The sequence below is a fragment of the Sphingomonas kyeonggiensis genome, from assembly GCF_014196745.1.
In the GTDB taxonomy this organism is placed as follows: domain Bacteria; phylum Pseudomonadota; class Alphaproteobacteria; order Sphingomonadales; family Sphingomonadaceae; genus Sphingomonas; species Sphingomonas kyeonggiensis.
In genome coordinates this window covers 26,079-43,553 of sequence record NZ_JACIEH010000005.1, presented here as the reverse complement: position 1 = coordinate 43,553, position 17,475 = coordinate 26,079, and the positions used below count along the sequence as shown (strand labels likewise).

13 protein-coding genes are annotated in these 17,475 nt (G+C 68.5%); 5 read left to right on the top strand and 8 right to left on the bottom strand.

Features of this window, described 5'->3' with window-relative positions; translation table 11 throughout:
• Positions 1–102: 102 nt before the first annotated feature.
• On the bottom strand, positions 103–3,165 hold the full coding sequence (locus GGR46_RS23130; protein ID WP_425506602.1) for a glycosyl hydrolase family 28-related protein: 3,063 nt from the start codon (positions 3,163–3,165) through the stop codon (positions 103–105).
• 157 nt (positions 3,166–3,322) lie between these two features.
• Here GGR46_RS23130 and GGR46_RS23125 point away from each other — a divergent pair, with 157 nt between their 5' ends.
• Complete coding sequence (locus GGR46_RS23125) at positions 3,323–3,850, top strand: gluconokinase (protein WP_221262983.1); 528 nt, start codon at positions 3,323–3,325, stop codon at positions 3,848–3,850.
• A 120-nt stretch (positions 3,851–3,970) separates the two neighbouring features.
• Here the strand turns inward: GGR46_RS23125 and GGR46_RS23120 are convergent, their stop codons facing one another.
• Both GGR46_RS23120 and GGR46_RS23115 read right to left on the bottom strand, forming a co-directional pair.
• The gene (locus tag GGR46_RS23120) at positions 3,971–4,648 is read right to left on the bottom strand and encodes an FCD domain-containing protein (protein ID WP_184000651.1); all 678 of its coding nucleotides are present in this window, start codon (positions 4,646–4,648) and stop codon (positions 3,971–3,973) included.
• 43 nt (positions 4,649–4,691) lie between these two features.
• A complete protein-coding gene (locus GGR46_RS23115) occupies positions 4,692–6,032 on the bottom strand; it encodes a GntT/GntP/DsdX family permease (protein ID WP_184000453.1) in 1,341 nt (446 codons plus the stop codon).
• A gap of 330 nt (positions 6,033–6,362) precedes the next feature.
• On the opposite strand from GGR46_RS23115, the gene GGR46_RS23110 reads away from it, so the two are divergent.
• The 3 genes from GGR46_RS23110 to GGR46_RS23100 all read left to right on the top strand — a co-directional run bounded on the left by GGR46_RS23110 (position 6,363) and on the right by GGR46_RS23100 (position 11,928).
• The gene (locus tag GGR46_RS23110; RefSeq protein ID WP_184000650.1) at positions 6,363–6,593 is read left to right on the top strand and encodes a helix-turn-helix domain-containing protein; all 231 of its coding nucleotides are present in this window, start codon (positions 6,363–6,365) and stop codon (positions 6,591–6,593) included.
• Positions 6,594–6,656: 63 nt separating this feature from the next.
• Complete coding sequence (locus GGR46_RS23105; RefSeq protein ID WP_184000649.1) at positions 6,657–9,644, top strand: glycosyl hydrolase family 28-related protein; 2,988 nt, start codon at positions 6,657–6,659, stop codon at positions 9,642–9,644.
• 163 nt (positions 9,645–9,807) lie between these two features.
• Entirely contained in the window at positions 9,808–11,928 is a 2,121-nt protein-coding gene (locus GGR46_RS23100; RefSeq protein ID WP_184000452.1) for a glycoside hydrolase family 3 C-terminal domain-containing protein, read from the top strand.
• Here the strand turns inward: GGR46_RS23100 and GGR46_RS23095 are convergent.
• Entirely contained in the window at positions 11,918–12,940 is a 1,023-nt protein-coding gene (locus GGR46_RS23095) for a Gfo/Idh/MocA family protein (RefSeq protein ID WP_184000451.1), read from the bottom strand. The two genes, GGR46_RS23100 and GGR46_RS23095, sit on opposite strands and share 11 nt — an antisense overlap.
• The gene (locus GGR46_RS23090) at positions 12,937–13,407 is read right to left on the bottom strand and encodes a heme-degrading domain-containing protein (RefSeq protein ID WP_184000450.1); all 471 of its coding nucleotides are present in this window, start codon (positions 13,405–13,407) and stop codon (positions 12,937–12,939) included. Before GGR46_RS23090 ends, GGR46_RS23095 begins: the two co-directional genes overlap by 4 nt.
• Before the next feature lie 77 nt (positions 13,408–13,484).
• Between GGR46_RS23090 and GGR46_RS23085 the strand changes: the two genes are divergently transcribed.
• A complete protein-coding gene (locus GGR46_RS23085) occupies positions 13,485–14,396 on the top strand; it encodes a TolB family protein (RefSeq protein WP_184000449.1) in 912 nt (303 codons plus the stop codon).
• 67 nt (positions 14,397–14,463) lie between these two features.
• Here the strand turns inward: GGR46_RS23085 and GGR46_RS23080 are convergent, their stop codons facing one another.
• From GGR46_RS23080 to GGR46_RS23070, 3 genes are read right to left on the bottom strand one after another with little or no spacing between them, the layout of a single operon-like run.
• Positions 14,464–15,207 (bottom strand): hypothetical protein, encoded by a 744-nt coding sequence (locus tag GGR46_RS23080; RefSeq protein ID WP_184000448.1) that lies wholly within the window; start codon positions 15,205–15,207, stop codon positions 14,464–14,466.
• A complete protein-coding gene (locus tag GGR46_RS23075; RefSeq protein ID WP_184000447.1) occupies positions 15,204–16,241 on the bottom strand; it encodes a Gfo/Idh/MocA family protein in 1,038 nt (345 codons plus the stop codon). Before GGR46_RS23075 ends, GGR46_RS23080 begins: the two co-directional genes overlap by 4 nt.
• Complete coding sequence (locus tag GGR46_RS23070; RefSeq protein ID WP_184000446.1) at positions 16,238–17,356, bottom strand: Gfo/Idh/MocA family protein; 1,119 nt, start codon at positions 17,354–17,356, stop codon at positions 16,238–16,240. Before GGR46_RS23070 ends, GGR46_RS23075 begins: the two co-directional genes overlap by 4 nt.
• Positions 17,357–17,475: the final 119 nt, after the last annotated feature.

The following is a 17,475-nucleotide window of genomic DNA, read 5'->3' as shown; positions in this document are numbered from 1 at the left end:
CCGCCTTTCGAGAGGCAGTTCGCCATTGTTTCTGGTTCTTAGCCGATCAGGGGGTGCCCAACATCTACGACCATGGTCGCAGATGTTGGGCGAAGAGGGAGATCAGAGATGCGCCGCGTAGAGCGCGTGGTGGGTCAGGATGAACAGGGTGCGCCCGTCGGGACCGCCGAACAGCAGCTGCAGCGGGCGCTCGGGCACGTCGATCCGGCCCGCCTCGCGGCCATCGGCATCGTAGACGAAGACCTGGCCGTTCGCGACATAGACGCGGCCGTCCGGCCCCGCCACGACGCTCTCGCCGCCGCGCGAAGCGAAGGGCTTGAGGTCGGTCACCGCGCCGCCTTCGCCGAGCAGGCCGGTATAGGTGCGGTCCTCCGAGCCATTGGCGATGTAGATGCGCTCGCCGACCTGGCCGGTGACCCAGCCATAGGTGTCGAGCGTATCGGAGAAGCGCCAGCCGAGATGGTTGCTCGGGCCCTGCTGCCAGACCCTGAACGCGGGCAGCACCAGCGAGCCGTCGGGCGAGACATATTCGCGGGCCTTGGGCGCCGCCATGTCGCGGGCGAACATCTCGGCGAGGGTAGTGAAATGGTCGGTCGCCGGGTCATACTGGTCGCGGAACTCGCCATTGTTCCAGAAGCTGCCGGGCAGGGCGACGCGAGCCCTGGCGCCGTCCTTTGCGGGCGTTGGCGCGATCAGCTTCACGTCCTGCGGTTCGCCGGGCCTTAGGCTGTAGACCGTCGCCTCGGGGCCGTCGGACGACAGCACGAGCAAATTGCCCGAGCCGTCGACCGCCAGGTTGATCGGATCGAGCGGCGCGTCGGCGACAACCGACAGGCCTTCCTTGACGGACCAGCCATGGATCCGGTGGAACTGGCGATCGACGAAGTAGAGCTTGCCCTTGGCATCCACCGCGCCGCCGCCAAGGGCATAGAAGCCCTGGGCAAGCTGCTCGACCGGCGCCAGCGAAGGCGTGGCAGCGGGAGCGGGGGTGTCGGTCACGTCGAGTACGGCGAACTCGCGCTCGCGCACTTCCAGCCCGCGCGTCACGTCCTGGATGGCGTTGGCGTAGGGGTATTTGCTCGCACGTAGATAGGTACCGCAGCCATTGGCGTCGCAGGTCGAGAAGCCGCTCTCGGCATTCACGTGGACATTGCGGAATCGGATGTCCTTCGATCCGTAGAGCTTCACCGCTGCAGGTGCCGGCTGGAGCGAGCGGGTGACGCGGTAGCCGTGGAAATTGGCGAACAGGATGTCGCTCGAATTGCGCACCTCGAGCGCGATCGTGTTGCGGCTCTCGCCGGCCTCTTCCTCGGTCTGCGGCGCGAGGAACTCCCAGCCCTTCACCCGGTCGAGGACGATCTCGGCGCGCAGGTGATGCTCGGCGGACATCTGGTAGACGATCCCCGGCGTGCTGGTATCCGACACATAGAGCCCGGCCTGGGCAAAGGTATTCGGCGTCCACAGCCCGTTGAAGGTGCCGCCGCCGCCATCGGTGACCCAAAGGCTGGCATATTGGCCGTCCCAGCGCTTCTTCGGATCGGCATCGGCGGTGTGATTGGCGTTGTACGGATCGAAGCGGCCGCCATCGGCCAGGTTGGTGCCGTGGCCGCCCTGGAACTTGACGTCGTCGACCAGCGACTTCTCCCCGGCGCGCCAGAGCAGGCCGGTCGCGCGTGGGTTCACCCCGCCGGTGAACAGGCCGAGGCCCGAGACGATGGCATCGCCGCCCCTCGCGCTCTCGACCAGTGCCTTGGCCGGGCCGACGCCGCGATAGGCCGGGGTATCGTCGGCGAGGACGATCTGGGTGAGGCTGGGGTGCAGGCCGATCAGCACACTGTCGGGCCGCAACCGCAGCGTGTCGCTGACCTTGTAGAAACCGGTCGGGAAATAGACGACGCGGTTGGTGTCGATCGCCTTCTGGATCGCGGCGGTGTCGTCGGTCCTGTCGTCACCCTTGGCGCCGAGGTCGCGGACATTGGTCCAGGCCGATATGGCGGGGAAGGCGCGGATCGCGGCTTCGCGGCGGCGGGGCAGGGCGGCGATCGGCGCGGCGTCGATGCGGGTGGCGAAGCTGCCCAGCTGGCCCAGACCGGGCAGGGTGAGGCCATAGGTGAATTCCTTCACCCGGTAGCGCGGGGCGGGGCCGGCGACGGTCTTGCCGCTGTCGCGGAAGCGGGCGAACACCGGGGTGCCGGTGGCGACGGCATTGTCGAAGCCGATCTGGGTATAGGCATTGCCCTCATTGCTGATGATAACGCCGGCCCTGGCGACATTCTCGAAGCGGACGTCCTTGCCCCAGAGCCAGTCGCCATAGCCCTTGTCGATCTCGATCCCGACCGGCACGTTGCGGAAGGCGACGTTCGCCAGGGTCAGCCCCGCCTCATGCTCGCGGATCGCGGCGTCGCGCTGCCCCTCGAAGGTGGAATCGAGCAGGGTGTACTGCCAGGCGGGCGAGGTCTTCTCGGCCAGGATGCCGTAGCGCCCGCCGAAGAAGCGCAGGTCCATGCCGAGATTGCCGACCTGGTAGATGCCGGCCAGGCCCGAGCCCAGGTGGAAGTCGATATGGGCGAGATAGGCGTGCTGCGCGGTGTGGAAGCGCACGCCGGTCGCCGCCGGATTGCCCGCGCCGATCTCGAAGTCGACGTTCGCCATCGCCGAATAGAAGGTGCCCGAATTGGCGTCGGCGATGTCGGGGTTGAACGGCACGCTGGTCGGCGGCGGCACCGGCACCCGGCCGCGCAACGGCGAGCCGCCGGGGCCGGGTGCTGCGCCGTTGGGCTGGTTTCCGGTGAAGAAGACCATGCTGCCGACGCCCCGCTGGAAGCCCGGCGTGTTGGCGGCGAGGACGAAGATCGGCCGCGTCTTGCCCACCCCGAACAGGCGGACGCCCGGCCACATGTAGATCGTCCGGGTGATGCGGTGGCGGCCCGAGGGCAGGAAGACGATGCCGCCGCCGGGCTTTGCCGCCGCGGCGTCGATCGCTGCCTGGATCGCGGCGCTGTCGTCGGCCACGCCGTCGCCCTTCGCCTTGACCGTGACGGCGACGGGATCGGAAGGCGCAGTCGCGAAGACCGAGACGGAGCGGGCAGTCTGGGCCTCGGCATTCGCGACCTGCATCGCCGCGACCATCACCACCAACCCTGCGATGCGCATCCTGTCGCTCATGCCCGTCCCCTCTTTTTATGATCACACGATAACACGCGGATACGCATGCGCGGATGCCCGCGCGACCGCGACAAAGGTCGCAATGGTCAAAGCCGCCGCCTGCGAACATTAGCTTGTCCGTCCGAAGCCGGGGAAAGACGTGGAAGCGCAGCGAAAAATGACCGGATTGCCGTCCTTTGCGATCGTCGTGATGGGGGTGAGCGGCTGCGGCAAGTCCACTTTGGCCGCGCATCTCGCCGTGCATCTGGCGGCGCCGGCGTTCGAGGGCGACGATTTCCATGCGCCTGAAAGCGTTGCCAAGATGCGCGCCGGCCAGCCGCTCGAGGACGCGGACCGCTGGCCCTGGCTCGACCGGCTGGGCACGGCGATCGGCGCGGCGGTGCGGGAGCAGGGCATCGCCGTCGCCGCCTGCTCGGCGCTCAAGCGCAGCTATCGCGAGCGGCTCGAACGGGCCGCGGGCGTGCCGATCGCCTTCGTCCTGCTGGAAGGCGATCGGGACGAGATCGCGCCGCGTCTGGCGGCGCGGGCCGGGCACTATATGGCGCCCAGCCTGCTCGACAGCCAGTTCGCCACGCTGGAGCGTCCCGGTGCCGACGAGCGCGCGATCGCGCTGCATTGCTATAGGCCGGTGGAGGAGCTTTGTCGGGAGGTGCTCGCCTGGGCTGGGGCGGACGCCGGGGTTTAATCCGTCATCCCGACGAAAGTCGGGATCTCGCGCGGCTCTTGTCCTGCGGTTCGCGCTTTCGCCTGAGATCCCGGCTTTCGCCGGGATGACGGTTTGTGGCGTGCGGGATGACGGCTTGGATTACGGCATCAGCCGCTTGCGGCCCTGCGACAAATGCCAGCGCATCGCCAGGGCGGCGCCGTCGCCGTCCTGCGCGCGGATCGCGTCGACGACCGCGTCATGCTCCTCCATCATCGACCCGATCACTTCGGGCGGGCGTGAGCGCGAGATGTCGACGCCGGCGCGCAATATGCCCATCACATCGTGCTGGAGATGATCGAAGGTCGAGATGAAGGCGCTGTTGCCCGTCGCCTCTGCGATCGCGCGGTGCAGCCGCCAGTCCTCGTCATGCGCCGGCGCGGAGGACAGGAGGGCGGTGCGCAGCGCCTCGAGCGCCGCGTCGATCTCCTCCATCTGCTCCTGCGAGCGGCGCTGGGCGGCCAGCCGGGCAGCCTCTGCCTCTAGCACGAAGCGCACCTCATAGGTGCCGAGCGTCGCCGCCAGCCCGTCCATCGGCACGTGCGAGCCGAGCCGGGCGGAGGGGCGGCGCTTCACATAGGAGCCGGCGCCGCGCCGCGCCTCGGTGATGCCGTCGGCAGCGAGACGGACAAGCGCCTCGCGCACGATCGTCCGCGACATGCCGAACAGCTCGGCCAGCCGCGCTTCCGAAGGCAGCCGGTCGCCGGCCGCCAGATCGTCCTCGTTGATGATCCCGACGATCGCCGTATAGGCGCGATCGGCGAGCCTGCCCTCCTGCACGGCGCCTCTCTTCTTCACGCCTCGATTTTCTCCAGGGCGCGTCTCAGACAAGGTAGCTGAGCCCCAGCACCATGGCCAGTCCGGCGACCGAGATCACCGTCTCGAGCATCGACCAGGTGCGGAACGTGTCCGCCGTGGTCGTGCCCATATAGCCCTTGACCAGCCAGAAGCCCGGATCGTTGACATGGCTGAAGAACACGGAGCCGGCGCCGATCGCGAGGACGACCAGCTCGGGCGAGGCGCCCGAGGCGGCGACAACGCCCGGCATGATGCCGACCGCGGTGATCGTCGCCACCGTCGCCGATCCGGCGGCCAGGCGGATGCCCACCGCGACCAGCCAGCCGAGCAGCAAGGGCGAGATCGAGTACATCATCACCAGCCGCGCCAGCAGGTCAGACAGGCCGGCGGTGACCAGCACCTGCTTGAGCGCGCCGCCCGCGCCGATGGCGAGCAGGATCGCTCCCGCCGCGCCCATCGTCTCGAACCAGATCGCGTCCTGGATGCCTTCCTCGCTCAGCCGCCGGCCGAACAGCAGGGGCAGGGCAAGCAGGTTGGTGATGAGCAGCGCGAGCACCGGATTGGCGGCGGCGGCGAGCAGGGACGAATTGGCCAGCGCCGGCACCAGCTTGGCGAGCTCGCCGGTTGCGATCAGCACGATCGGCAGCAGCACGATGAACAGCGAGACGGCGCGGGGCGGCGGCTGCAGGTCGTGCACCGGATCGCTCAGCACCGGCTCGGTCAGCTTGACGCCGGGAGTGACGAACTTGGCGAGCACGGGGCCGGCGAGGATCGCGATGGGGATGGCGATGATCACGCCGTAGAGCATGGTCAGGCCGAGGTTCGCCTTGAGCGCCTCGACCGCGAGCAGCGGGCCGGGATGCGGCGGCACCAGGGCATGGACCACGCCCAGGCCGGCGAGCGCGGGCATGATCAGGCGCAGCTTGGTGCCGTCGGGATCGCCATTGTCGGGCATCGCCTTGGCCGCGGCGACGACGATCGGCAGGAGGAGCACCAGCCCGGTTTCGAAGAACAGCGGCAGGCCGATGACGATCGCGATGCCGAGCGTCGCCCAAGGCGCCGCCTTGGGCCCGGTCAGCCGTAGCGCGCCGGTGGCGAGCGAGGCCGCGGCGCCGGAGAGGTGGAGCATCGCGCCGAGCGACAGGCCCAGTGCGACGACCAGGCCGGTGCCGCCGACGATGTCGCCCACGCCCTTCTGGACCGCCTTGGCGGTGTCGGCGAGCGGCAGGCCAGCGAACAGGCCGACCGCGAAGGCGCCGACGAGCAGGCCGATAAAGGGATGGAGCCGCCAGCGGACGATCAGCAGAATGGCAAGCACGATGCCCGCGATGGCGGCGATTACCAGCCGGATATCTTCGCCGGTCACTTCGCGATCTCCCGGGCAATCCGCTGGGCGCAGTCGTGCACGAATCCTGACATCGTTGTCCTCCCCGGAAGTCCTCGGCTTTTTCTTGCAAGCACGTTGAACCGAGAGAGTTGTACGACAACTTTTTCCAATTCGGCAACGAAAAAGGCTTGCTACCGCTACCAATTGGGGAACATATTAAAACCTGTCCAACCGATTCCGGAAGAACGGAACGGGGATGGGATCGGTTGGAGTCGCCGATCCGCGAGCATGACGCCATGCGCCTCGGGGAGAGGATCGATGAAGGTGACCGTTCAGGAAGCGAGTCAGAAAGCGGCGGTTTCGGCCGCGATGCCCCATCTGATGGATGGCGCGGGCAGGCCCGTGCATCTCACGCCGACTCAGCTCAAGGTGATGCAGGGTGTGCATTCCGGGCAGCTCAACAAGCAGATCGCCTATGAGCTCGGCATCGCCGAGGCCACGGTGAAGGCGCACATGACCGCGCTGATGCGCAAGCTCAATGTGCGCAACCGCACCCAGGTCGCGATCGCGGCCCAGAGCCTGGCGCTTCGCCAGGCCTGATTTCCCGGCCCGGCATCGCCCGGGCCTTCCGACGTTCGTCCAGTCCATTTCCGGAGAGCCATGATGACGGCCTTTCGCCTGCTTTGCGCGGCCCTGTTGCTGTGCCCGCTTCCCGCCTTTGCCGGATCGACTTCGGTCTATCTGACCCAGCCGAACGATCCGCGCGCGATCACCGTGAAGGGCGTGGGCGACGGGCGCGCCGACGACAGCGCGGCGATCCAGCAGGCGATCGATGCGGCGGCCAAGGGCGGGCAGGGCGGCCTCGTCTTCCTGCCGTCGGGGCGTTACCGGATCAGCCGGACGATCTTCGTGCGCTCCGCGGTGCGCGTGCTCGGCGTGGGCGCGACGCGGCCGGTGATCGTGCTGGGCGACGACACGCCGGGCTATGCCGCGGGCGTCGGCGCGATGGTCTCCTTCACCGGCGAGGACCAGTATCGGGTCGGCAAGGTGCCGGTGCCGCCGCCCACCAGCGTGCCGGCCAATCCGAACATCTATGACGCGACGTCGAGCACCTTCTATTCGGCGATGGCCAATGTCGATTTCGAGATCGGCAAGGGCAATGCGGGTGCGGTGGCGGTGCGCTTTCGCGTCGCCCAGCACGGCTTCCTGCGGCACATGGACTTTCATCTGGGGTCCGGGCTGGCAGGGATCTACCAGGCCGGCAACGAATGCGAGGATCTGCGCTTCTATGGCGGACGCTACGGCATCCTGACCGAGAAGACCTCGCCCGCCTGGCAGTTCACGCTGATCGACAGCGAGTTCAGCGGCCAGCGTGATGCCGCGATCCGCGAGCATGAGGTGGACCTGACGCTGGTGAACGTGGCGATCCGCGACGTGCCGGTGGGGATCGAGATCGACAAGGGCTATTCGGACTCGCTGTGGGGCAAGGATGTCCGCTTCGAGAATGTGTCGAATGCGGGCGTACTGATCTCGAACGAGGACAGCGTGTTCACCCAGGTAGGCTTCATGAACGCGCTGGTGCAGAACACGCCGGTCTTCGCCCGCTTCCGCGACAGCGGCAAGACGGTGGCGGGGCAGGGGCGCCAGTATCGCGTCACCGACTTCTCGCACGGCCTCAAGCTCGGTGCGGTCGGGGAGATCGGCGCGTTCGCGACCGATGTCTCGATCGCGCCGATCGCGAAGATGCCCGCGCGCAGGAAGCCCGCGATCGCGGCGCTGCCGCCTGTCGGCGAATGGACGAATGTCCGCGACCTTGGCGTCAAGGGCGACGACGAGACGGACGACACCGCCGCGCTCCAGCGCGCGATCGACACGCACCGCGTGCTCTACCTCCCGCTTGGCCGCTACCGGGTGACCGACACGCTCAGGCTGCGCCCGGACACGGTGATCATCTCGCTGCACCCGAGCCTGACGCATCTCTATCTGCCCGACGAGACGCCGGCCTATGCCGGGGTCGGCAGCGCCAAGGCGCTGATCGAGAGCGCGAAGGGCGGCAACGCGATCGTCTCCGGCCTCGGGCTGTGGACCGGCGGAGTGAACCCGCGCGCCACCGCGCTGCTGTGGCGGGCCGGCGAGGCCTCGATGGTCAACGACGTGAAGATCCAGGGGGGCGGCGGCACCCTGCTCACCAAGGGCAGCCCGATCGGCTTTGGCGATCCGCGTGCGCGCTTCGACGGCCAGCATCCGAGCATCTGGGTCACCGATGGCGGCGGCACCTTCGCGGCGGTCTGGTCGCCCAACACCCTGGCCTCGGCGGGCTTCTACGTCTCGGACACCAAGACACCCGGCTATGTCTACGAGCTGTCGGCCGAGCACCATTACCGCACCGAGATCGTGCTCGACCGGGTGGAGAACTGGGAGTTCCACGCGCCGCAGACCGAGCAGGAAGTGCGCGACGGCGTCAACGCGGTGTCGACCGAGTTCCGCAACTCGCGCAACATCCTGTTCGCCAATTATCACGGCTACCGCGTCACCCGTTCGGCGAAGCCGATGGACGTGGCGGTGCGGCTCTACAACTCCAGCGATATCCATTTCCGCAACGTCCATGTGAACGCCGAAAGCGCCTTTGCCAGCTGCGACGACAAGGGCTGCGGCACCTATGTCCGCGCCAGCAAATATCCGTTCGAGAACGCGATCAAGGACATGACCGGCGGGCTGGAGGTGCGCGAGCGCGAATTCGCCCGGCTCGATGTCGGCGCGGTCGCCACGGCCAAGGCGCAGGTGCCGGTGACCCCGGGCGTCGAGAAGCTGGCCGACGGCTTCTACTCGATCGCCGGCGCGGCAGTGGATGCGAAGGGCAAGCTCTGGTTCGTCGATCGCCAGTTCCAGCGCATCCATGGCTGGTCGGAGAAAGAAGGCCTGTCGGTGCTCGCCGATGCGCCGCTCGATCCGGTGAGCCTGGCGATCGACCGTTCGGGACGGCTGATGGTGCTGTCCTCGGCAGGGCATGACGCGAGCGTCTACAGCATCGATCCGGCCGCACCCTCGGACGTGAAGGTCATCGCGCCGACGCCGGTGCAGGAGCGCGCCGGGGCGCTGACTGCGCTACCGGGCAATATGTGGGCCAATGGCGAGTTCGCCGACCGGATCGATCCGAAGACCTATCAGTTCCCGCCGATCGCGGACTTCTTCACCGGCGCGATGGGCACGGCCAAGCCGCGCGAATATGTCTCGCCCGACGGTTCGCTGGTGCTCCCGGCCTTCCGCGTCTGGAACCAGGGGCCGGACGATCACCAGGGCTGGCGCTGGTCGGACACGCTCGATGCCTATGCGCTGGTCACCGCGAAGCCGGGCGAGCGGGTTTTCCTGACCAACGGCTCGGAGAACCGCAGCTATAGCGGACTGGTCGGCGCGGGTGGGGCGGTGACCGACCTCAAGATCGTCGCGGATCGCGGCGGCGAGAGTGTCGCGCGCGATGCCGCGGGTAACCTCTATGTCGCGAACGGGCAGGTGTTCGTCTACGACGCCTCGGACAAGCCGCTACGCCGCATCGACGTGCCCGAGCGGCCGCTCCAGTTGATCCTGGGCGGTGCGGACGGGCGGACGCTATTCATCCTCACCCACCACACGCTGTACCGGGTGCGGATCTAGCGCCGCACCCGGCGCGCCGATCCGCCGCCCCGCCTCCCTCCGGACCCGTCCGCCGCATTCCCTCTTCCCTTGCGCACCCCAACCGGTTACACGGTTTGCTTTAGCGCTAATTCTAAGTGGACGCCGAAGTGCTGGCGTGCGGGGCGCAAGGGAGAGACAAGGCGTGGCAACGACTTCGACCGTGGGACAGGGCGCAGGAATTCCGTCGGGCTGGATGCCGGCCAAGGGTGCGAGCCAGGCGGAGATCGATGCGCTGGTCACGCGGGTGCTCGCCGAGCTGCGCCTCGACGAGAAGGTTGCGATGATGTCCGGCAAGGGCTTTTTCGACGCGCTCGCCGAAGACGATCGGATCTGGGGTGCGCGGCCCTATCGCGCCGGCGGCGGCGCCGAGCGGCTGGGCATCCCGCCGCTGATGTTCACCGATGGCCCGCGCGGGGTGACCCGGGTCGGCTCGACCTGTTTCCCCTGCACCATGGCGCGGGGCGCGACCTTCGACGCGGCGCTGGAGCGGCGCGTCGGCGAAGTGATGGGTGTCGAGGCGCGGGCGCAGGATTGCAATTTCTCGGGCGCGGTCTGCATCAACCTGCTGCGCCACCCGGCCTGGGGGCGCGCGCAGGAGACCTATGGCGAGGACCCCTGGCACCTTGGCGTGATGGGCGCCGCGATGGGCACCGGCATCCAGGCGCACAACGTGATCGCCACGGTGAAGCATTTCGCGCTCAACTCCATGGAAAACGCGCGCTTCAAGGTGAACGTGACCGCCGACGCGCGCGCGATGCACGAAGTCTATCTGCCGCACTTCAAGCATTGCCTGGATGCCGGCGTGGCGACGGTGATGACCGCGTACAACAAGGTCAACGGCGAGTTCTGCGGCCAGAGCCGCGCGCTGCTCACCGATGTGCTGCGCGGCGAATGGGGTTTCGAGGGTTTCGTCCATTCGGACTGGGTGCGCGGCGTGCACAAGGTTTACGGTGCGGCCGCCGGGCTCGACGTCGAGAATCCCGAGCCGCTGGTCTTCGGCGAGAAGCTGGTCGCCGCGGTCGAGGCCGGGACAGTCGAGCCCGAGGTGATCGACCAGGCCTGCCGCCGCATCCTCACCACCCAGTTCCGCTTCGCCGCGCTCGAGGATCCGCTCGAGGGCTATTCCAAGGACCTGATCGCGCAGGACAGTCACCGCGCACTGGCCCGCGAGGTCGCGGAGAAATGCGCGGTGCTGCTGGAGAATGACGGGACGCTGCCGCTTCGCCGCGAGAAGGTACGCAAGCTCGCTGTGCTGGGCACGCTCGCCGACATGGAGAATACCGGCGACAATGGATCGAGCCGGGTCCGCACGCCCTATGTCATCACCCCGCTCCAGGGCCTGCGCGCGATGCTCGGCAACGAGGCGGTGGTCTATGCCGGCGGCGAGGATATCGATGCCGCGAAGCAGGTCGCGGCGGACGCCGATGCGGTGGTGGTCGTCGCTGGCTTCACCGCCAAGGAAGAGGGCGAGTACATCATCGGCGATATCGCGCTGGGCGCCGATGGCAAGCCGGGTCGGCCGAGTATCTCGAAGGAGCCGATCGGCGGCGACCGCCTGTCGCTGGGCTTGCCCGAGCACCAGGTCGCGCTGATCCGCGCGGCGGCGGCGAGCGGCAAGCCAGTCGTCGTCGTGCTGGTTGCGGGTTCGGCCGTGCTGGTCGAGGAATGGCGCGAAGAAGCCGGCGCGATCCTGATGAGCTTCTATGCCGGCATGGAAGGGGGCCATGCGCTGGCCAGCCTGTTGTTCGGCGAGGTCAGCCCCTCGGGCAAGCTGCCCTTCACCGTGGCGCGCGAGGCGGGGGACTATCCGTTCTTCGACCGCGATGCCGAGGCGATCGAATATGGCCGCTGGCATGGCTACACCAAGTTCGACCGCGAGGAGATCACGCCGCGCTACGCCTTTGGCCATGGCTTGTCCTATGCGCGTTTCGCCTATCGCGGGCTGATGGCACGGGTGGTGGACGGCGCGATCGAAGTGTCGGTGGCAGTGCGCAACGACGGGGACATGGCGGCCGAGGAAGTCGTGCAATGCTATGTCGGTGCGCCGGGCGTCGAGGCGGAACAGCCGGCCAAGCTGCTGCGTGGCTTTGAACGTGTCGCGCTGGCGCCGGGCGAGACGAAAGTCGTGCAGCTTGCCGTCGCGCTCGAGAGCCTGCGTTGGCGCGATCCGGCGACGCATGGCTGGCGGCTGGAGGGCGGCGACTATCGCGTGCTGGTTGGCGGTGCCTCCGACACGCTGATCGAGACGCGCGTCACGCTCTGATCTCGGCCAGCCAGCGATCGACGATGCGGGCGGTGGCGATGCTGTCCGCCGCATCGAGGCCAGGGTGCGCGAACTCGGTGGCGCCCGAGAGGATTGCCTGGTTCGCGGCTTCGAACTGGAAGCTGTAGAGATGGCGCGGTTCGTCCACCGCGATTTCCTCGCGACTGCCGTCGGGGCGGATCAGGCGCATGACGTTCACCCCGCCGGTCTTGCCGCCGGCGAACCAGAACTGGTCGACCTCGAGCCGGCCCGTCGAACCCATCACGTGCAGTACATTGTCCTGGCGGACGGTGACCGAGCAGGAAAGATCGGCGGTGATCCCGCCGGGGAAACGGAGCAGGGCCGAGGTCCATTCCTCGACGCCGCTCGGGCCGAAATGGGCGACCGCCTTGACCGCGCAGGGCATCGGGATCTCGCCGCTGCCTCGGGCGCCCGCGATCAGTCCGGCCATCGATACCGGATAACCGGCCAGATCGAGGATGGCGCCGCCGCCCAGCTCGGGCTGGAACAGCCGGTGGCCGGCGCGTGCCGCCTCGGGCACCGCGAATCCGAAGCTGGAGCGGATCATCCGCACCTCGCCGATCGCGTCGGCGCGGATCAGCTCGGCGATGCGCGCGACCAGCGGGTGGAAGCGGTACATGAAGGCCTCGCCCAGGAAAGTGCCCGCGGCCCGGGCGGCGGCGAACATCGCCTCGGTCTCGGCGGCACAGACTCCCATCGGCTTCTCGCAGAGCACATGCTTGCCGCCCCGCGCCGCGGCGATCGCCCAATGGGCGTGATGGGTGTGCGGCGTGGCGATGTAGATCGCATCGACCTCCGGATCGGCGATCAGCGCCTCATAGCCGATGACGACGCGGATGCCGGGGAAATGCTCGGCGAGTTCGGGCCGGTGCGGATTCCGGGTACCGAGCGCGACGATCGTGCCGGTCGCGGAGCCGGCGGCGCCGGCCTGGAAATCCCGGGCGATGTTGCCGGGTCCCAGGATGCCCCAGCGGACGGGTGCGGTGCTCATGCCTGGGCCTCCTGATGCGCCTTCAAGGCGGCTAGCGCGTCGATAACGTAGCGGTGATCCTCTTCCTGGGCGAGGCCGCTGACCGCGACCGCGCCGATCACCCCGGTGCCTGCGATCCGGATCGGCACCGCGCCACCGGCGGCGACATGGGTGCGCAGATCCAGCCCGAAGCGATCGAACGCGCCTGGGGGCGCTGCGTCGAACTTGAGGCGCATCGCATAGCTGGAACGTTCGAAGCGCATGACGAGGGCGATCTTGCGGTCGATCCAGCCGAGATTGTCCCCGGTCGCGCCGGGGAGGAGGGCGCTGAACAGCCGCGTGTCGGCGCGTCGGATCTCGATCGCGATCGGCGCGCCTGCTGCGGTACCGCGATCGCGCAGATGGCAGCCGAGCCACCATGCGTCCTCCGCGTCGAAGCGGGTGAGCGCAAGTGCCTGTTCCTCGCGATCGATCTCTTCCAACTGCATCCGCCCTCTCCGATCTTCATTGAATTTAGCGCTAAATCACCTAGGCTTTGGCCGTTCCAAATGGAAGAGGCTCGCGCATGACGATAGCATCCAAGACGCCGCCCGGCGCCAATCCCGCGCATGGCCCGTTCCGCCCCCTGCTGCCCGGCCAGACTGCGCAGGTGCGGATCGTCGGCAGGGACGGCAGCCAGGACCGGCTGGTGCTGGAGGCGGACCGCCTGCTCGAGGCGCCGAACTGGACACCGGACGGCGTAGCGCTGATCGTCAATGGCGGCGGGCACCTGTTCCGTTTGCCGCTGGACGGCGCGGCGATGCTGGAGCCGATCGCGATCCACGGCATCGACAATGCGAACAATGACCACCTGCTCTCGCCGGACGGGCAGACGCTCTACATCACCGCGGCGCGCAAGGTGTATGCGGTGCCGGTCACCGGCGGCACGCCGCGTCAAGTGAGCCCGGAGGATGGGCTAGCCTATTATCTCCACGGCATCTCGTCCGACGGCATCGAGCTGGCCTGCGCGACGATCCGGCCGGGCGAGCCGCTGCGCTGGGGCATCGCGGTGGTGCCCGAGGCGGGCGGCGCGGCCCGGCAGCTGTTCGAGGGGCTGGCGCCGGTCGATGGGCCCGAATGGACGCCCGATGGCGCGTGGATCTGGTTCAATGGCGAGCTGGAGGCGCGCGTGCCCGGCGATGCCAGCCTGTTCCGGATGCGGCCCGATGGCAGCGGTGTGGAGCTGATGAGTACGGGCAACCGCATCGACTGGTTTCCGCATCCCGATCCCACCGGCGAGACCATCGCCTATCTCAGCTATCCCGAGGGCACGACCGGCCACCCGCCAAACCTGCCGGTCGAGCTGCGGACGATGCCGATCGAGGGTGGGGAGCACCGGACGATCGCCAGCTTTTTCGGCGGACAGGGATCGATCAACGTCAGCAGCTGGTCGCCGGACGGGCGGTGGCTGGCCTATGTGGCGTATCCGGTGGGGTAGGCTGGACTCGTCTTTTTCTCTTCTTCATCCCCGCCTTCGCGGGGATGACGGAAATGAGAGGCGAGCCCTACACAACCCCCGCCGCATCGAGCAGGGCGAGCAGGCGGATCGCGGTTTCGATCTGGCCGTCGTCGCCGGTACCCTCGGTGAGGCGGACATGGAGGGCCTTCCACGAGGCACGCAGGCCGCCTTCGTAGCGAGGCAGCGCGGTGCGGGTGCCGCTGGCGTCGAACAGGCGGACCTCGGCGGGCGTCGAGAGGGCGGTGCCGTCGATCACGATCTCGCGGCGGAGCGTGCGCGAGACGGTCTCCAGCGCGAAGCGGGTGCGGAAGCTGCGCCGTGCAGTCAGGCGGGCTCCGTTCCAGCCATCCACGCTCTCCACGACGAGGATGATCTCGCTCGGCGTATCGGCGAGGACGCGCAGGCCTTCGGCATGGCAGCCGAGCGTATCGATCAGCATCAGCAGCTCGAACAGCGTGGCGCGCAGGGCCCCGCTGGTCTCGGCAGCGGCATCGACGATGAGCGGGACATCATCGTTCAGCGCGCGGGAGGCGGCGATGGCGGCTTCTGGCAGGGCCGGCGCGGCGATGAGCGCGAGGCCGATCGTCGATCCGGTATCTGCCAGCGCGCGCAGGGCCTTGGCCGAGGCCAGGCCGGGTTCGGTGATCATCACGGCGCCGGCTCCGGCAGACGCGAGCGCATCGCCCGAGACGATGTGCACATCGCCGCCAGCCTCGTCGATCACGAAGCGGTTGGGCAAGGTGGCCAGCACCGCCTGCTGGTCGGCGGGGTTCACGCGCAGCCGGGTCATTCCACGATCTCCATCACCTGGGCAGCGGCATCGGCAAGGTCGAGCGCGAAGGCGAGATCCTCGACCGCGACGTCGAACGGCGTGTCGAGCGGCACGCCCCGGGTCACCACCGCGTGGAGGTGGCGCCACTGGGCGGCATAGCCATTGTCGGCATGGCTGAAACCGCGGCTGCCTTGCGCGTCGCTGAGCGTGGCGCGGCCCGAGCCGGCGGAGATGTAGGACGGGCCGAAATCGACATGGAGCCGGCGATCGGCATTCGATGCCTCGAAGCTCCAGGAGGGCGGCCATTGCCCGGGCATCACCGCGAGCAGCTCGGCGATCTGGTCGCCGTTCCGCACCAGGATCGAATAGCCGAAGGGCGGGTGACGGCGGGCCTCCACCACGGTGCCGAGCTGCGGATAGAAACGGCGGAGCAGCGGGGCGTGGTGGATGGCGAGGCCGAGCACGGTGGCGCGCAGGCGCTCGCGCTGGAATTCTGGCGGCTGTTCGGCCGGCGGTGCGGGCGGCGGCGGGGAAGGGAAGGCCTCCTCGGTCGCGGCGTTCACGAATTGGGCATTGGGCGGGACGAAGATCGCCGAGCGGATGCGGGTGGCAGAGCCGCCCTCGGCTTCCCAGGCGGCCAGGCCGGCGCGGAAGCCGGGATCATACCAGTGCATCGTGCCGACCAGCACGGTCATGCGGGTCTCGGCGACGACGCGGCCGACTTCTTCCGCCTGCTCGCGGCTGACGGCGAGGGGTTTCTCGACGAGTGCGGCGCGCTTGCCGGCGCGGGCGGCGGCGATCAACTGCTCGGCATGGAAATGGTGCGGGCTGCAGATCGCGACGACGTCGATCGACGGGTCCTCGATCACCGAAGCGGCATCGGTGACGCCTTGCGCCCCACAGCGCGAGGCGACGATGTCGGCTACCTCGGCGTTCACGTCCATCACCTTTCCGATCCGCCACAGCTCGGGCATCTGGGCGAGCGTCGGCAGATGGATCGCCTGGGTCACCGGGCCGGCGCCGAGAATGCCGATGGTCAGCGGCGCGCTCATGCCAGTGACGTCCAGCCGGCACGATCGGCACTTGCCCGCACCGCGGTCTCGACGAAGCGCATCGTGCGGACGCCGTCCTCAATGCCGGGCAGCACGGTGCCGATCAGAGCGGTGTCGCCGTCGATCGCCTTGGCGAAGTCGCGGTACTGGACTGCGAAGCCGGCGAGGATCGACCCGCCGAAACCGGGCTGCAGTGGCTCGCGGACGAGCAGGCCGGGCGACATCGGGCTGAGCAGCGACACCGCGCCGTCGGCTGCGACGAAGCGCATGGCCTCCGGCGCTTCGGCATTCCAGTGCAGCGCGCCCTTCTCGCCAAAGACCTGAAGGGTGAAGCCGAGGCGTTCTCCGACCGCGACCTGCGACGAGGCGAGCACGCCCGAGGCGCCGCCGGCGAAGCGCATCAGGATATTGGCGTCGTCGTCGAGCGCGCGGCCGGGGACGTGGGTGCGGACATCGGCGACGATCTCGCTGACGGTGTCGCCGGTGACGTACTCGGCGAGATGGAAGGCGTGGGTGCCGATGTCCGAGATGCAGCCGCCGACGCCGGAGCGCGACGGGTCCATCCGCCAGGCCGCGCGCGGGTTGCCGGCCTGTTCCAGCGGATTGGCGAGCCAGCCCTGGTTGAAGCTGGCTGCTACCTTGCGGACCGCGCCGATCATGCCGCCGGCGACGCGGGCGCGGGCCTCGCGGATGATCGGGAAGCCCGAATAGGTGAAGGTGAGGGCGTAGAGGCTGGCGCTGCCGGCGAGCGCTTCGCGCAGCTGCTCGGCCTCGGCGAGCGTGGCGGTGGCGGGCTTGTCCGACATCACGTGCAGCCCGGCTTCGATCGCGGAGAGCGCGGCGGGGAGGTGGAGATGGTTGGGGGTGGCGATCGCCAGTGCCTGGATGCCGTCGCGCCGGGCGGCTTCGGCGGCGATCATCGCGGCATGGTCGGCATAGCAGCGCTCGGGCGCCACGCCGTAGCTCGCGCCGGCGGCGCGGGAGCGATCGGGATCGCTGGAGAAGGCGCCGGCGACCAGCTCGAAGCGGCCGCTCAGATGTGCGCCCAGATGATGCATCGGGCCGATGAAGGAACCAAGGCCGCCACCCGTCATGCCCAGCCTGATCTTCGCCATTTGCGCGCTCTCCACCTGTGATTCTAATTTAGTTTAGCGCTAAACTTAAACTCAAAACCCGTCAAGCGTGGCGGGCGTCGCTTGCTGTGGTACACATTACGGAAATAGAGTCGCGCGGA

Coding starts and splice junctions, on each gene's coding strand:
- GGR46_RS23130 (WP_425506602.1), bottom strand. CDS start 3,165: ATGAGCGACAGGATGCGCATCGCAGGGTTGGTGGTGATGGTCGCGGCG.
- GGR46_RS23125 (WP_221262983.1), top strand. CDS start 3,323: ATGACCGGATTGCCGTCCTTTGCGATCGTCGTGATGGGGGTGAGCGGC.
- GGR46_RS23110 (WP_184000650.1), top strand. CDS start 6,363: ATGCCCCATCTGATGGATGGCGCGGGCAGGCCCGTGCATCTCACGCCG.
- GGR46_RS23105 (WP_184000649.1), top strand. CDS start 6,657: ATGACGGCCTTTCGCCTGCTTTGCGCGGCCCTGTTGCTGTGCCCGCTT.
- GGR46_RS23095 (WP_184000451.1), bottom strand. CDS start 12,940: ATGAGCACCGCACCCGTCCGCTGGGGCATCCTGGGACCCGGCAACATC.
- GGR46_RS23090 (WP_184000450.1), bottom strand. CDS start 13,407: ATGCAGTTGGAAGAGATCGATCGCGAGGAACAGGCACTTGCGCTCACC.
- GGR46_RS23085 (WP_184000449.1), top strand. CDS start 13,485: ATGACGATAGCATCCAAGACGCCGCCCGGCGCCAATCCCGCGCATGGC.
- GGR46_RS23080 (WP_184000448.1), bottom strand. CDS start 15,207: ATGACCCGGCTGCGCGTGAACCCCGCCGACCAGCAGGCGGTGCTGGCC.
- GGR46_RS23075 (WP_184000447.1), bottom strand. CDS start 16,241: ATGAGCGCGCCGCTGACCATCGGCATTCTCGGCGCCGGCCCGGTGACC.
- GGR46_RS23070 (WP_184000446.1), bottom strand. CDS start 17,356: ATGGCGAAGATCAGGCTGGGCATGACGGGTGGCGGCCTTGGTTCCTTC.